We start from the raw sequence: 13055 nt of genomic DNA on the forward strand, positions 1-13055 counted from the left end.
AGTATGCCCGCACTGCAAGTTTCGGCGACACAGCCCGCGGCGAAGAGGCCTCGCACGGTCTCGCCGATCCCGATGTAGACTGCGCCGACCTTGGAGCCTCGCCGGATCAGCCGCCACAGCGCCGTCGCCGGGACCGTGATCTGGATCGGCTGGCAACTGCTCGCCGAGCCCTTCGCGCCGATCGTGTTGCTGGTGCTCTCGCCCCTGGTCCTGATCCCGCTGCTGCTCGCGGCCCTGGCCGAGGAGCGCGAGCGCTCAGCGCTGATGCGCGCGCTGAGCTGGGCGCAGCTTCCCTGCGCGCTGCCCTTGCCGCTGGCGCTCAGCGTCGAGCCCGGAGCCCTGGCCCTGCTCTCGTGCCTGCCGTGGGCCGGGTGGACGGCGCTCGCGGCCGTCGAGGGGCTACGCCGGGTGTTGGCCATGGTCCGGCGCGGGGGCGTGCGCGGGCTCTACGACGCCGAGTTGGCGATCGCCGCGGGCCTCGGCTTCCCGGTGATCGGCAGCGGGTGGCTGCTGTGCGATCGCCTCGCGATCGAGCCGCTCGGCTTCTCTCCGCTGATCGTGCTGTTGACGGCGGTCCACTTTCACCACGCTGGCCTGACCTTGCCCCTGAGCGCCGGGCTGCTCGGGCGGGCGATGAGGGGCGCGGGCGCGGGCGCGGGCTCGAGCGAACCGTGGCGTGGCGCGGCGGTCGTCGTCGTGCTCGCCGTGCCGCTGGTTGCGATCGGCATCACCGTCTCGCCGCTGCTCGAGGTCATCGCCGCGGGCATCACGGCCGCGGCCGCGATCGTCGTTGGGACCGGCATGCTCCAACGATCCACCAGCTTGCCCGTCATCCCGGCGCTCTTGTCCGCGCTGTCGGGCTCGTGCCTGCTCGCGGCCATGTTGTTCGCGGCGAGCTTCGCCCTCGGCGAGTACCGCGGCGCGCCATGGCCCGACATCGCCTCGATGATCCAGCTCCACGGTGCCGTCAACGCCCTCGGCTTCGGCCTGCTCGGCGCCTGGGCCTGGCACCTCTCGCCGCCGGCCGCTCCGGAGGCTACGGACTCCGAGACGCCGGGCTGATCCCCGGGGCGTCGGCCAACCAGCTGCGCAGGCGCGCCCCGTAGGCCAGCGGCAGCTCGATGCCCGGGTGCTTGATGTTGGCCAGGGCCTCGCCATGAAAGTCGCTGCCGCCGGTCGGGACCAGGTCGAGCTCACGGGCGAGGCGCAACCAGGGCTCGGCCCGAGCCGGGCTCGCGTGGCCGTAGAAGGCCTCGATGCCCTCGAGCCCGCGCCCACGAAACTCGACGAAGAGCTCGCGCACGACGGCGTGGTGACGCAGGGTGTGGGGGTGGGCCAGGGCCATCCGAGCCCCGGCGGCGCGGCCGAGGGCCAGGCCCTCGTCGAGACCGAGGCTCTCGATCGAGACGTCGGCGGGTCCGCCATCGCGCAGGTACTTGTCGAAGGCGGCCCGCATCGAGCTGCACACACCGGCCTCGACCAGGGCCTTGGCGACGTCCGGCCGACCAGCCGTCCGCCCGGCCGCCCGGGCCAGGATCGGCGCGGGATCGAGGTCGATGTTGAGCGCGGCGAGGCGCTCGCAGATCGCAACGATCCGCTCCCGTCGGCGACGCAGCTGCTCGGCCAGGCGCAGCTCGAGCGCGTCGCGGCCGGGCCCGTCGGCGACGCCCCAGATCAACAGGTGGATCGTGCGGCCGTCGTGCTTGCAGCTGAGCTCGAGCCCGCGCAGAACCCGAGCCCCGCGCCCTCGCGGGTCGCCACCGAAGGCCGCCGCCAGCCGATCGCAGCCGAGCATGGTGTCGTGGTCCGTGAGGCAGGCCAGCTCGACCCCGTAGTCGAGCAGCTCCTGCGCGAGTTGCTCGGGCTCGAGGCTGCCGTCGGAGCACGTCGAGTGACAGTGCAGCTCGAGGCGCACAGGCGCAGTATAGCGGCGCGCAGGCGAGCTCAAACCATTCTATTGTGTCCATCCTCCTGCGTGTGGCGCGATGAGCGAAGCTCCTCCAATCGAGCGCGACGACGAGCGGCCCGAAGCCGCCCGAAGCGGCGCTCGCGAGCCGGGCCTCGGGTTCACGTGGATCCCCGGCGGCATGCTCGTCGCGGCCGCGGCGGCGATCCTGCTGTGGTGGGTGTGGCCACCAAACGAAGAAGTCCGCGGCCTCGGTGACGACCAAGGGCCGGCGGTCGACGGACGCGGGCCCTTGCCGAGCTACGTGCTCGAGACCGACGGCGGGCTCACGACCCCGCGCGCCGACACCGGCTCCGACGGCCCCGACAGCGGCCCGAGCGAAGGGCCGCGCCATCGCTACCGTCGAGACTCGGCCTTCGAGTGGGTGCTCCGGCCCAAGGTCGAGGCCCACGGCGCGGTCGCGGTCCGCGGCTTCGCCTTCGTCGAGGGCAGCCGCGCGGGCCTGGCCCTCGGGCTCGCCAAGCTGGTCGAGATCACAGACACCGGGGTGATCCAGATCCACGGCAAGGTCGGGGCGCTGGAGCTCGAGCCGGGACGCTACTCGATCGCGCTCGCGGTCGGGCGGCCGGGCGAGCTGCCCGAGCAGGCCGCGGACCTGCTCGGAGCCGACGATGACCACGCCTGGGCCGTTCGCCACGTCGACGTCGTGATCGAAGACTAGCAGCCCGGGGTGCAATGCATCGTGTCGCCTCGCGCCGGAATTTTCGCCGAGGGCGCGAAGCCAAAACGCCGCTGTACCGGGCGTACTGCAAGTTTTGGCGACAAAGCCCTCGGCGAAAAGGCCAAGCGAGGCGGCGCGAGGCATTGCACCCCGGGCTGCTAGGCCCGAGTTCGGGGCGTCGCCTCTCCATCTTGAGTGCAAAAGGCTCTTGATGCCCCGCCACCATATCGGTCGGGCGCGCGTCGAAGGGGCTCTTCGTACCGCGATACCGCTCTACTGTTTGCAGGGGATGACCCCGCTCCGAACTGCTGGGCACCATCTCGGCGCGGGTTCGTGCCTTGTGCGACCGCAGCGGAGCCACAGCTTGCAACACGAGGGCCCGGCAAACAGGGCTCCGGGGGTCCCTCGGAGCGAAGTTTTCACGGCGTATGCCTCCCAATCGAAGCCCTGCCGGTCACTCGGACTACCCGAAGACCGACACAGCTCATCCCTCCGGTGAGTGAATTCGCTTCGAGGGACCCCCGGAGCCCGCCGGGCCCCCCCGCCGTCCCACAAACTCCCAGTCCGAGCCCTCCTGCGACCGCAGCCGAGCCACAGCTTGCAACATGAGAGCCCGCCGAGTTCGTCGGCCGTCCCGAGTGGACCGAGCTTCTCCAGCGAGAAGCTGTGGGCGACTAAAGAAGCCCGTAGCGAAGGCCGCGATCGCGGACGACCAAAGTTCGAGCGCCGCAGTGCTCGAGCGCGGCCAGCAAGATCGTGAGCCCGCCGACGACCACGTCGGCGCGGCCGGCCGCGAGCAGCGGGATCTTGCGGAGCTCGGTCAGATCCAGGGCCGCGAGTCGCTCACGCAGCTGGCGGAGCTCCTCGATCCCGAGCTGGGTGTGATCGACGGCGTCGCGGTCGTAGCTGCGCAGGCCCTCGTGGATCCCCGCGACGGTGGTCACGGTGCCGGCCAGGCCGTAGAGCCGGTCGTGGGCCGGGAGCGGCTGGGCCGCCAAGACCTCGCGGGCGTGGGCGTGCATGCGCGCGAGCGCGGCGGGGCTCGGGGGGTGGCCGTCCGAGAGCTGCTCGGTGATGCGGACCGAACCGAGGCGATGGCTGACGGCCTCCTCGACCTCCAGCCCGCGACCGACGACCAGCTCCGTCGACGCGCCCCCGATGTCGATCACACGCAGGGGCGCCACGTCGGGGTGCTCGCGGGCGACCGACTGGTAGGAGAGCCGGGCTTCCTCGTCGCCGCTGATCACCCGCACGGGGCTGCCGAGCAGCTCGCCCGCGGGGTCGAGGAACGCGGCGGCGTTGCTGGCCATGCGCAGGCCCTCGGTCGCAACCGCCTGGATCTGCTCGACGCCGTCGGCGCTGGCCCGCGCTCGATAGCGGCGCAGGACCGCGAGCGTGCGCTCGATCGCCTCGGGAGAGAGGGTCCCGCGCTCGGCCGCGCCCTCGGACACCCGCGCGACCGTCGACTCGTCGCGGACGATCTCGAGCGAGCCGTCGGCGTGGCGCCGACCGACGAGCAACAACACGCTGTTGCTCCCGATGTCGATGACAGCCTGCATGCGCCGGGCATAGCCCAAAAGCAAAGGGGCAGCGAGTGGCTCGCTACCCCTTCGAGATCTTGGCTCGAGATGGTGGCTCGAGATCGTGGCCCGACTCAGTTGGCCCGGGGGCCCCAGTCGGGCGTGCTCGCGCCCTTGGCGATCTCGATGTTGTTGTTGCCCTCTTCGTTGGCCACGTAGATGCTGCCGCCTTGGTTGTAGGCGACCCAGCGGCCGTCGGGGCTCCAGGTGGGATCGAGGTTGAGACCGGGGCTCTGGGTCAGGCGCTCGATCTTGTTGGTCTTCACGTCGATCTTGAAGATGTCGTAGCGGTTCGAGGCGTCGCGGCCGCTGTAGACGATCCACTGGCCGCGCCCGGCGCCCTGACTCCAGTCCGGGGACTGGTTGTAGCTGCCGGACTTGGTCACCCGGGCCTCGCCGCCGCCCGAGGCGCTCATGCGGTAGACCTGGGGCCCACCCGCGCGGTCGGTGACAAAGGCGATCTGGCCGCCGCCGCTCCAGCTCGGCGAGCCGTCGATCGCGGGGTTCTTGGTCAGGCGGCTCTTGATGTTGCCGCTGCGGTCGATCGTGTAGAGCTCGGCGTTGCCGTCTTTGGACAGGGCCAGGGCGATCGTGCTGCCGTCGGGGCTGACCGCGCCGCCGAGGTTGAGGCCCGGGAACTTCGACACGCGGGTTGGCCCGCCGCCGCTGCTGATCCACAGATCCGGGTTGCGCTTGGCGTAGCTGGTGAACACGACCTCGCCGCCCGGGCCCATGTTGGGCAGGATGTTGAGCGAGCGGTTGCTGGTCACCGCGGAGGTCGCCTCGCCGTTCATCTGGACGGTGTAGACGTTCTTGCTGGTGACCGGATCACGACGGGTGCGTACGAACGCGATGCGAGACCCGAACACGCCGGGCTCCTTCGTGTAGTACTCGATCACGTCGTTCATGAACTTGTTGGCGGCCGTGAGCGGGTCGCCGGCCGGGTAGCCGCGGCTCAGCACGGGCTTGTCGCCCTTGCTGATCTCGTACATCGCCATGCGCAGCTGCGAGCCCGCCTCGGAGGTCAGGATGACCACGTCGACGTTGCCGATCTCGCCCCAGGACTTCTTGTCGAAGGTGGTGGCCCTGACCAGCGCGCTGGGCAGGCTGGTCCGCGGGATGACTTGGAAGCCGGCCGAGATCTGGGCGTTCTTGCGAAGCAGATCACCGAGCTGGCCGTCGGCCGGGATCGCGACACCGAGGAGCCGGGACTGACCCGACACGTTCGTGTCTTGCAGCATCGGCGGGGTCGCGTGGGCCTCGGCGGGCGGAGAGCCAGCCCAGTAGCTGCCGAAGGTCAGCAGGGCGGCGAGGATGGAGGTTCCGAACAGCGTGCGCTTCATGGGAGGGACACCTCGGGCGTCGTCGGGGGGGAGCATACCCGGGGAGCCCGCACAATCAAAGGGGGGGCGGGAAGGCGCTCCTGGCCACCCTCAGCGGACGTTGCCCTGGGTCCACGCGAAGGTGTAGTTGAGGACCACGCAGCTCGACTTCATGTTTTTGGCCACGTGAGATGGCGGCGGCGCGAACTTGAGCCGCTCGAGCTCACCCTTGATCGCGCTGTCGAGGTCCGAGTTGCCGGAGCTGGCCTTGTTGTAGACGGTCTCGACCGTACCGTTCTTGCAGACCTTGAGCTTGAACTTGTAGGCCTTGCCCGCCGGCAGCTTGGCCGCCCACGCGGGGATCTTCATGTTGTTGAGCGCGGCCATGACCGAGGTCGCCCACGGATCGCCGTCTTTTTTGAGGTCGGCCCAGCCGTTGGGGTCGCCGAAGGGATCGCCGGTCGGATCGAGGTTGTTGGGCAGATCCTTGTCGTAAGGGTTGTTGTCCTTGCGATTCGCGTCGGAGATCTTGGCGTCCTTGTTCTGGTTGACCGGCTTGTCGTCCTTGGGCTTCTCTTCCTGGTCTTTCTTCTCGGTCTCCTCGGGCGGCGGCTCCTCTTCCTCGGTCACCGCTTCCTTTTGGACGTCCTCGGGCGTGCGGGTCTCCTCGTTGATCGCCTTCTCGGGGATCTCGGTCGGCTCGACGCCGAGCTTGGTCAGCGCGCCGGGCTCGAACTCGAGCAGAAATTCTTCTTCGTCGCCGGTCGAGGCCTCGGCGTTGTCCTCGAGCCACCACATCGCGAAGACCAGCGCGGCCGAGAGCACGATCGTGCCGAACAGCCCGCCGATGAACGCGAGCGGGACCGCGAATAGACCGCGCAGCTCGCGAAACATCGAGACGAAGGGCGCGAGCAGAGCCGGCGGGGTCCGGACCGGGCCGACCGGGGCCGCCGCTCGCGGCGGGGCGGCCTGCAGCTGCTGCTGTTGCTGCTGCTGGCCGTACTGCTGCTGCTGCTGGCCGTACTGCTGCTGCTGCTGCTGGCCGTACTGCTGCTGGCCGTACTGATGGTTGTGTGGCTGGTTCATCCGGCTGTGCCCGACAGTACCTTAGCGCACTTGGACCGGGTACGGTCGTGAACGAGGAACATGGCGCAAGCGCCGCGCCTTGCGCTATTGCTCGCGCTTGGGATCGGTCACGAAGCCGACCTCGGACACGCCGGCTTCCTTGAGCGCGATCATCACGTCGAGGATGACCTCGAAGGGGATCGAGCGATCGCCCTGGATGAAGGCGATCCCGTCGTCGATGATCTTTTGGTTGGCCCCGAGCTGCTCGGTCCAGCGGGCCTTGTCGGCGTCGAGGGGCAGGGCGCCGATGTACACCCGGGCGTCGGCGTCGATCGAGACCACGGAGTACTCGAACTCTTCTTCGGTGATCTCCACGCCCATCGCGTGGGGGATGTCGAGCTCGATGGACTCCTGGTTCATCAGCGGGGTCGCGACCATGAAGCCGATCAACAGGCAGAACATGATGTCGATCAGCGAGGTCACGTTGATCGCCGCGACCGGCTCGTCGCCGCTCGCCGATCCGTCGTGTGTGACGATCCCACTCATGGACGACTCGCCTCGACCTCTAGAACTCGCCTCGGCCCCTAGAAGAAGTGGCGCCGGATGATGTTGAGGTAGTCGTTGCCGAAGGTCGACATCTCGGCGTTGAGGACCTTGAGCCGGCGGTTGAAGTAGTTGAAGGCGACGACGGCCGGGACCGCCGAGAGCAGCGCGAGGGCGGTCGTGACCAGGGCCTCGGCGATCGGCTGGGAGATCTCCGAGAGCTCGGCCGAGCCCGCGGCCGCGATCGCCAAGAACGCGTCCATGATGCCCCAGACCGTGCCGAACAGGCCGATGAAGGGCGCGGCCGCGCCGGTCGTGGCGAGGAAGGGCAGCAGGGTCTCGAGCTTGGTCATCTCGCTGACCTTGGCCCGCTGCAGCGCGCGCTCGATGTTGGCCGTGTCCTCCATCTTGTCGTGCATCGACTCGCCGTCGCGGCCCTTTTTGACCTTCGACAGCTCGACGTAGCCGGCCCTGAACATCGCCGCGAGCGGGCTGTACTTGAGACCCTCGGCCACGCGGTAGATGTCGTCGAGGCGCTTGCTGTCCCAGAAGCGGTCGAGGAAGCTGACCGACTGCGACTGCGCCTGGCTGATCTGGATCAGCTTGTAGACGATCACGAAGATGCACAGCGCGACCAGCGTGAGCAACACGATCACGACCCCGAGGACGATGCCCTTCGAGGCCGACAACAGCTTGATCAAGTCCACCTCGGCGAGCACCGGGGCGGTCGCAAGTGCTGATAATTCGGCGAAGATCACGGCGCGCGAAGGCTACACGGCCCGCCGCTGCGGGGGCAAGTGTCCTGTGAGCCATGCTCGGATGCCCTCTGGACCGGGCTCGGACGCCCTGCTAGACCGGGCTCGTGCGAGCCGACCGGCCATCTCAGCCCCGCGCGCGCCGCCGAGCCTACGGCGCGCTGATGAGTGCGGCGGTCTCGCTCGGCTCGCTCGCGGGTTGCGCCGAGCAGCCGAGCTACCTGCTGTCGTGGACCTTGGTCGACGCCGAGGCCCTCGACGAGGCCCCCGACGACGCGAGCCTGAGCTCGGTCAAGGACTGCTCCGAGGTCGGGGTCTCCAAGGTCCGGGTCACGACCAAGCTCGGCGGGGCCGTCGTCGACGTCAGCGAGTACGCGTGCTTCCCGGGCGACGCGGTCGAGGGCCCCGCGCTCGAGCCCGGCGAGTACACCCTCGAGGTCGAGGGCCTGCGCCGAAGCGGCGAGCCCTGGGAGCCCAACGAAGACATGCCCGCCACGCCACGCGTGGCCCACGACACCGCGACCGTGAGCGTCAGCCAGGGCGCGCTGCCGAGCGTCGAGTTCGTGCTCGTCGCCCCCCCCGAGTGCGACGACGGCATCGACAACGATCTCGACGGCAAGGTCGACGGCAAGGATCCGGGCTGCCTCCTCAACGCTGCGACCGGCGCGAGCGCGACGGGCTCCGAGGACGCCGAGAGCGGCGTGGCCCTGGTTCGGCCCTCGGTGTCCTTCCTCGCCAACGAGGCGGTCAAGCCCTTCAACGTCGGCGTCGGCTACATCCTGCTCGAGGTCGAGGTCGAGGCCGAGGCCGAGTCGGGCACCCAGACCCAGTGGGTCGAGTTCGCCGAGGTCGCCGACTGGCAGCTCGACCTCAGCAGCTCGCCCTTTGGGCTGCCCCTGCTGTCGTTTGACCCGGCCTTCTACGACGCGCTCAACACCAACTTCGCCGGCCGGACGACGGCCCTCGGCCCCGATCTCGAGCCCGTGACCGAGGCGATCGACTTCGAGTTCACGGTCGACGGCGATCAGATCGGGTTCGTGACCGAGGTGTTCGAGTTCACCAGTGACCTGTTCATCGACCCGATCATCGAGCCGCTGCGCCTCTCGCTCGGGCTCCAGCTCGGGGCCGGCGACACCTCGATCTGCGAGCTCAACGGCTACACCGACCTCGACGACGACGGGAAGCTCGACGATCCGATCGCGCTCGAGCGCGTCTGGGTCCGGGTCCGCGACGCCGACGATCAGGCCCTCGACGCCGCGACCCTCGGCCTGGCCGCCAACGCCCACGCGGGCGGGATGATCGCGCCGGTCGACGAGGCCGGCGGCTGGGTCAGCTTCGAGTGCCCGGCCTCGAACGTGAGCTCGGCGCCGCTCGAGTGGGGCAGCTACCGGATCGAGGTCGAGGGCCGGATCGGCGACGAGACCTGCTTCACCCTGCCCGAGACCGACGAGGGCCTGGCCCAGGGGCTCGCGCCCCAGCCGGTCGACGCCCAGGAGCTCTACCTCGACCGCGTCGTCGAGGACGGCGGTCCACCGCCGGCCGCCTGCGCCGAGTGCAACGAGCTCGACGCCGGCGCGCCCGGAGCCAGGCAGTGCGACGGAGCGACGGTCTGCGAGGACGGAATCTGCGTGACGAAGGCGCCCACTGGTGGTTGAAATCGACAAGTCCAAGAAGAGGCCCCCGCGCAACAGCGCGCGCAAGCGTCGCGGTCACAAGGCCAAGGCCGAGGCCGCCGAGGCCGCCCGCGCCGAGGCCGAGGCGAGCAAGCCCAAGCGCGCGGTCAAGTCCGTCCGCCAGCTCGACCCCGAGGCCTTCAAGCAGGTCGACCTGATGATCGGCTCGTTCGCCAAGCGCCGCTTTGGCCCGATGATGCCCAAGGTCGCCGAGGCCTTTTTTGGCGTCGCGAGCAGCGACGAGCGGACCCACCCCGAGCTCCAGCAGGCCTTCGCGCTCTACTTCGTCTACGGCTACCGCGACGCCCAGGGCGTGCGGATCCTCGACATGTTCGCCAACTACGGGCTCGAGCTCGAGCGCGAACAAAAGCGGGTCCTCGACGCCTGCCTGCGCGCGCGCTTCGTGGTCTTCGCCCTCGAGCGCAAGAACACCGCCAACAAGCAGCTGCTCGGCCGCGACGTCCTGCGCGGCGTGCCGATGACCGTGCTCGACAACGTCGCCTTCGCCCAGCTCGCGCCCGGCGACGTGCTCGTGGCGTACATGTTCCCGATCGGAGATCTGTGGCGCCCGCTGGGCATGGCGACCAAGGTCGCCCGGGCCCGGGCCAAGGCCCTCAGCCAGGGCCTCAGCCAGCTGGCCCGGACCCAGGGCTTCGCGCCGATCGAGCTCCCCGACCGCCGCCCGGCCCAGGTGTTCTGGACCGCCTACCGCGTCGCCGACATGAGCTTCACAGGCCAGGCCTAGCAGCCCGGGCTGCTAGCCACCATGTCCGCGCGCGAGCTCATCGCCGCCACCCTGCGGCCGATGAAGGAGGACAGCGCGCAACTCGAGCGCGGGTTTACCCTCGCGGTCCACGACCAGGCCGCGACGGTCGCCGCCGGGCTCGATCACTTCGGCGGCGAGCAGGTGCGCGGGGAGTCAAGAGCTCGGAGCGAACCTTCGCTGGCGCTCGTCGATCCAGTGGCCGGGGACGGCGGGTGAGCGCAGCTTGGCCTTCATGAAGAGCATCCCAGCGGCGACCTGGTCGAAGTAGGTCTGGAGCGCGAGCGCGGGGCCGGGGCCCTCGACGAGCTCGACCACGCGGACCGCAGCCTCGAAGGTCGAGATCCGGCTCGGCTCCGAGGGCGTGCGCACGCCCCAGTGCGAGGGCGGGCCCGGGGGCAGCGCGAAGGCCTGCATGGCGGCGAGCTCGGGCACCCTTCGGCTCATGCGCGAGCACTGGGCCCAGGTGCCGTCGAGCAAGACCACGGTCTGGGCCGCGGCTCGCCCGGCGGCGAAGCGCGCGGGGTCGAGGGGCGGGGCGAGCTCGGGCGCGCGACCTTCGGGGTCGCGGACCCGCGGAAAAATTAAGGAGTAGTCGCGCTCGGGCCGGGTCAGCGGGCTCGGATCGAAGGCGACCCCGCGCGCGCCAAACCGGATCAGCTCGCAGTTGTCGAGCACCTGCGGCAGCAGCCGCGCGGTGTTGGTCGGCTTGTTGCGCTCCTTGTTGTTCTGAACGACCAGGATCGCGGTCTTCAGCGCGAGCCGCGGACGCTGCGCGCACACGCACAGCTGCTCGTGGAGCCCGCAGCCCTCACAGCGGGTGGCCTCGAAGCGCCGCTGGCCCATCAGCGCAGCTCCTCGACGGCCGCGCTCACGGCCTCGCGGGCGGCCGCGGGGAACATGAGACGGTGGGACACGAACACCTCCGAGGACAGCCCGCGCATGACCGGCGAGGCCTCGAGCAAGCTCTGGGCGCGCGGACCCGAGAGGACCACGAGGGCCTCGTCCTCGACGTAGGCGTGGACCTTGACCCGATCGGTCGCCGCGAAGTAGCGCGGGTCGAAGCCCGCAGCCTTGACGACGGGATCGACGAGCGCGCGGACCTCGGCGTCGTCGACCTCGTCGCGCAGCTTCACGCTCTTGAGCAGCTTGCGGTCGCGCAGCGCCGTCGCGAGCGCGGCGAGGGTCGGGTCGTCACCGCGAGCGTAGCGCGACAGCGCGGTGTCGAGGGCGGCGTCGTCGAGGTCGAGGTAGGCCGCCGTCGAGATCTCGCGCCCACCAAAGAGCTCGACGATCGGCGCGGGTGTTCCGGGCACCTCGTGCCCCTCGGCGAGGCGCTCGCCGAGGCGGCGAAACAACGCGCGGATCGTGACCTCGGCCGTGCGCACGGCCTTGTGCAGGTAGACCTGGCGGTACATGTAGAGGCGGGCCAGGAAGAAGCCCTCGACCGCGGTCAGGCCCTTGGCGCCGTCGATCGCCAGGGTCGCCGCGCTGGCCCCGGACGGCAGGTACAGGCGCAGCGAAGCCAGCAACCAGTCGAGGTCCAAGAGCCCGTAGCGAACCCCGGTCATGTGGCTGTCGCGCATCAAGTAGTCGCAGCGGTCGACGTCGAAGGTCCCGGACACCGCGCGCGCGAGGTGTCGGATCGGGCAGACCCCGTGGATCAGGCGCTCGACCGCGGCCGGAGCTCGCTCGTCGAACTCGCGCAGGGCCGCGTGGACCTCGGTGCCGGGGTCCAAGATGATCTGCGTGGTCCAGTCCTCGTGGGCCCGGCCTCCAGGCACGACCGTCTCGAAGGTGTGCGACAGCGGTCCGTGGCCGAGGTCGTGCAGCAACGCGGCCGCGAGCGCGATCGCCTCCCAGTCGGCGTCGATCCGGTCATGGGCCGGGAGCTCGTCGGCGAGGGAACGCACACGATCCAGGTAGCGCCTCATGACGTGGGCCGAGCCGACCGCGTGAGCGAAGCGCGAGTGCTCCCCGCCCGGGAACGCCAGTGACGCCAGGCCCAACGCCCGGATCCTGCGCAGACGTTGGACCTCGCGGGTGTCGATCAGGCGCACGAGCAGACGGTGTCCGGCGGCGGACACGGCCCCCTTGTGAGCCGGGAAGGAGATCAGGCCGTGTACTGGATCGCGGAGGATCACTGCCAGAAAGCTAACAGCCGATTCTTGCGGCTCCTAACCCGCCGCTGCGCGGCGCGACGACGCTGCCGTGCTCGGCCCTGGGGCCGGACCGGCGCGAGGCCAAAAAGCTCGTGAAACCGGGCGTAGACAGTGGGCGATGTTATGCTCGGCGCGCCGCGCTGCGGCCCCGTCTGCTCGACATGTTCACCTGCTCGAATTGCGGCCACCAGATCGACGACTCGCGCGTGCCCTTGCCGCCGTTTTGCCCTCGCTGCGGCGAAGCCACCAGCGCGGATGGGTCACCCTTCGACGACGACGATGAGGCGACGACCTCACCGCTCCCGCCGCCTCCACCGATGGGCGCGGCGTTGCCGCCGCCCCCCCGATCGGCCCGCGGGGAGCCGTCCAAGACGCTGTTCGGCATGCCCGGGCTCGACTTCGACGCTCCCGACGACGACGGCGGCCTCCCCTTTCCGACCGACGACGACGACGACGACGGCGGCCTCCCCTTTCCGACCGACGACGACGACGACGACGGCGGCCTCCCCTTCCCGACCGACGACGACGACGACGAGCTCGCGGCCCCGCTCCCGCCAGCCCCGCC

General features: G+C 70.1%; 13 protein-coding genes and 1 pseudogene. 6 read left to right on the top strand and 8 right to left on the bottom strand.

From position 1 onward, the window contains the following. Positions 1-90 precede the first annotated feature (90 nt). Complete coding sequence (locus ENSA5_RS10860) at positions 91-1062, top strand: YndJ family transporter (protein ID WP_106391564.1); 972 nt, start codon at positions 91-93, stop codon at positions 1060-1062. Here the strand turns inward: ENSA5_RS10860 and ENSA5_RS10865 are convergent. Beyond that, positions 1037-1915, bottom strand: a complete 879-nt coding sequence (locus ENSA5_RS10865; protein ID WP_106391565.1) for a PHP domain-containing protein — start codon at positions 1913-1915, stop codon at positions 1037-1039. The two genes, ENSA5_RS10860 and ENSA5_RS10865, sit on opposite strands and share 26 nt — an antisense overlap. Before the next feature lie 70 nt (positions 1916-1985). Here ENSA5_RS10865 and ENSA5_RS10870 point away from each other — a divergent pair, with 70 nt between their 5' ends. Continuing rightward, positions 1986-2627 carry a hypothetical protein gene (locus ENSA5_RS10870; protein WP_106391566.1) on the top strand — a complete coding sequence of 214 codons (642 nt, stop codon included), beginning with the start codon at positions 1986-1988 and terminating at the stop codon, positions 2625-2627. A gap of 674 nt (positions 2628-3301) precedes the next feature. On the opposite strand, the gene ENSA5_RS10875 is transcribed toward ENSA5_RS10870, so the two are convergent. From ENSA5_RS10875 to ENSA5_RS10895, 5 genes are all read right to left on the bottom strand, one after another. Next, positions 3302-4186: a Ppx/GppA phosphatase family protein gene (locus tag ENSA5_RS10875; protein WP_106391567.1), complete on the bottom strand. Its 885-nt coding sequence runs from the start codon at positions 4184-4186 to the stop codon at positions 3302-3304. A 95-nt stretch (positions 4187-4281) separates the two neighbouring features. Beyond that, positions 4282-5550 (bottom strand): DPP IV N-terminal domain-containing protein, encoded by a 1269-nt coding sequence (locus ENSA5_RS10880; RefSeq protein ID WP_181197625.1) that lies wholly within the window; start codon positions 5548-5550, stop codon positions 4282-4284. A 90-nt stretch (positions 5551-5640) separates the two neighbouring features. Beyond that, the gene (locus ENSA5_RS10885; protein ID WP_106391569.1) at positions 5641-6615 is read right to left on the bottom strand and encodes a TonB C-terminal domain-containing protein; all 975 of its coding nucleotides are present in this window, start codon (positions 6613-6615) and stop codon (positions 5641-5643) included. Positions 6616-6699: 84 nt separating this feature from the next. Further along, complete coding sequence (locus ENSA5_RS10890) at positions 6700-7140, bottom strand: ExbD/TolR family protein (protein ID WP_106391570.1); 441 nt, start codon at positions 7138-7140, stop codon at positions 6700-6702. Positions 7141-7178: 38 nt separating this feature from the next. Next, complete coding sequence (locus ENSA5_RS10895) at positions 7179-7895, bottom strand: MotA/TolQ/ExbB proton channel family protein (RefSeq protein ID WP_258182817.1); 717 nt, start codon at positions 7893-7895, stop codon at positions 7179-7181. A 161-nt stretch (positions 7896-8056) separates the two neighbouring features. Between ENSA5_RS10895 and ENSA5_RS10900 the strand changes: the two genes are divergently transcribed. Genes ENSA5_RS10900 through ENSA5_RS35820 form a run of 3 tightly spaced genes read left to right on the top strand, consistent with a single transcriptional unit; the run spans position 8057 to position 10547 of the window. Continuing rightward, positions 8057-9547 carry a hypothetical protein gene (locus ENSA5_RS10900; protein ID WP_106391572.1) on the top strand — a complete coding sequence of 497 codons (1491 nt, stop codon included), beginning with the start codon at positions 8057-8059 and terminating at the stop codon, positions 9545-9547. Next, positions 9540-10310: a hypothetical protein gene (locus tag ENSA5_RS10905; RefSeq protein ID WP_106391573.1), complete on the top strand. Its 771-nt coding sequence runs from the start codon at positions 9540-9542 to the stop codon at positions 10308-10310. Before ENSA5_RS10900 ends, ENSA5_RS10905 begins: the two co-directional genes overlap by 8 nt. Positions 10311-10331: 21 nt before the next feature. Continuing rightward, positions 10332-10547 carry a hypothetical protein gene (locus ENSA5_RS35820; protein WP_146155559.1) on the top strand — a complete coding sequence of 72 codons (216 nt, stop codon included), beginning with the start codon at positions 10332-10334 and terminating at the stop codon, positions 10545-10547. Here the strand turns inward: ENSA5_RS35820 and ENSA5_RS10910 are convergent. Beyond that, the gene (locus ENSA5_RS10910) at positions 10485-11174 is read right to left on the bottom strand and encodes a tRNA-uridine aminocarboxypropyltransferase (protein WP_106391574.1); all 690 of its coding nucleotides are present in this window, start codon (positions 11172-11174) and stop codon (positions 10485-10487) included. The genes ENSA5_RS35820 and ENSA5_RS10910 overlap by 63 nt on opposite strands. Further along, positions 11174-12472 (bottom strand): HD domain-containing protein, encoded by a 1299-nt coding sequence (locus tag ENSA5_RS10915; RefSeq protein ID WP_106391575.1) that lies wholly within the window; start codon positions 12470-12472, stop codon positions 11174-11176. Before ENSA5_RS10915 ends, ENSA5_RS10910 begins: the two co-directional genes overlap by 1 nt. Before the next feature lie 179 nt (positions 12473-12651). On the opposite strand from ENSA5_RS10915, the pseudogene ENSA5_RS10920 reads away from it, so the two are divergent. Then, positions 12652-13055, top strand: a pseudogene (locus ENSA5_RS10920) (hypothetical protein); the annotation flags it as partial.

The organism is Enhygromyxa salina (genome assembly GCF_002994615.1).
GTDB classification, from domain to species: domain Bacteria; phylum Myxococcota_A; class Polyangia; order Nannocystales; family Nannocystaceae; genus Plesiocystis; species Plesiocystis salina_A.

Coding starts and splice junctions, on each gene's coding strand:
- ENSA5_RS10870 (WP_106391566.1), top strand. CDS start 1,986: ATGAGCGAAGCTCCTCCAATCGAGCGCGACGACGAGCGGCCCGAAGCC.
- ENSA5_RS10875 (WP_106391567.1), bottom strand. CDS start 4,186: ATGCAGGCTGTCATCGACATCGGGAGCAACAGCGTGTTGTTGCTCGTC.
- ENSA5_RS10880 (WP_181197625.1), bottom strand. CDS start 5,550: ATGAAGCGCACGCTGTTCGGAACCTCCATCCTCGCCGCCCTGCTGACC.
- ENSA5_RS10885 (WP_106391569.1), bottom strand. CDS start 6,615: ATGAACCAGCCACACAACCATCAGTACGGCCAGCAGCAGTACGGCCAG.
- ENSA5_RS10890 (WP_106391570.1), bottom strand. CDS start 7,140: ATGAGTGGGATCGTCACACACGACGGATCGGCGAGCGGCGACGAGCCG.
- ENSA5_RS10900 (WP_106391572.1), top strand. CDS start 8,057: ATGAGTGCGGCGGTCTCGCTCGGCTCGCTCGCGGGTTGCGCCGAGCAG.
- ENSA5_RS35820 (WP_146155559.1), top strand. CDS start 10,332: ATGTCCGCGCGCGAGCTCATCGCCGCCACCCTGCGGCCGATGAAGGAG.
- ENSA5_RS10910 (WP_106391574.1), bottom strand. CDS start 11,174: ATGGGCCAGCGGCGCTTCGAGGCCACCCGCTGTGAGGGCTGCGGGCTC.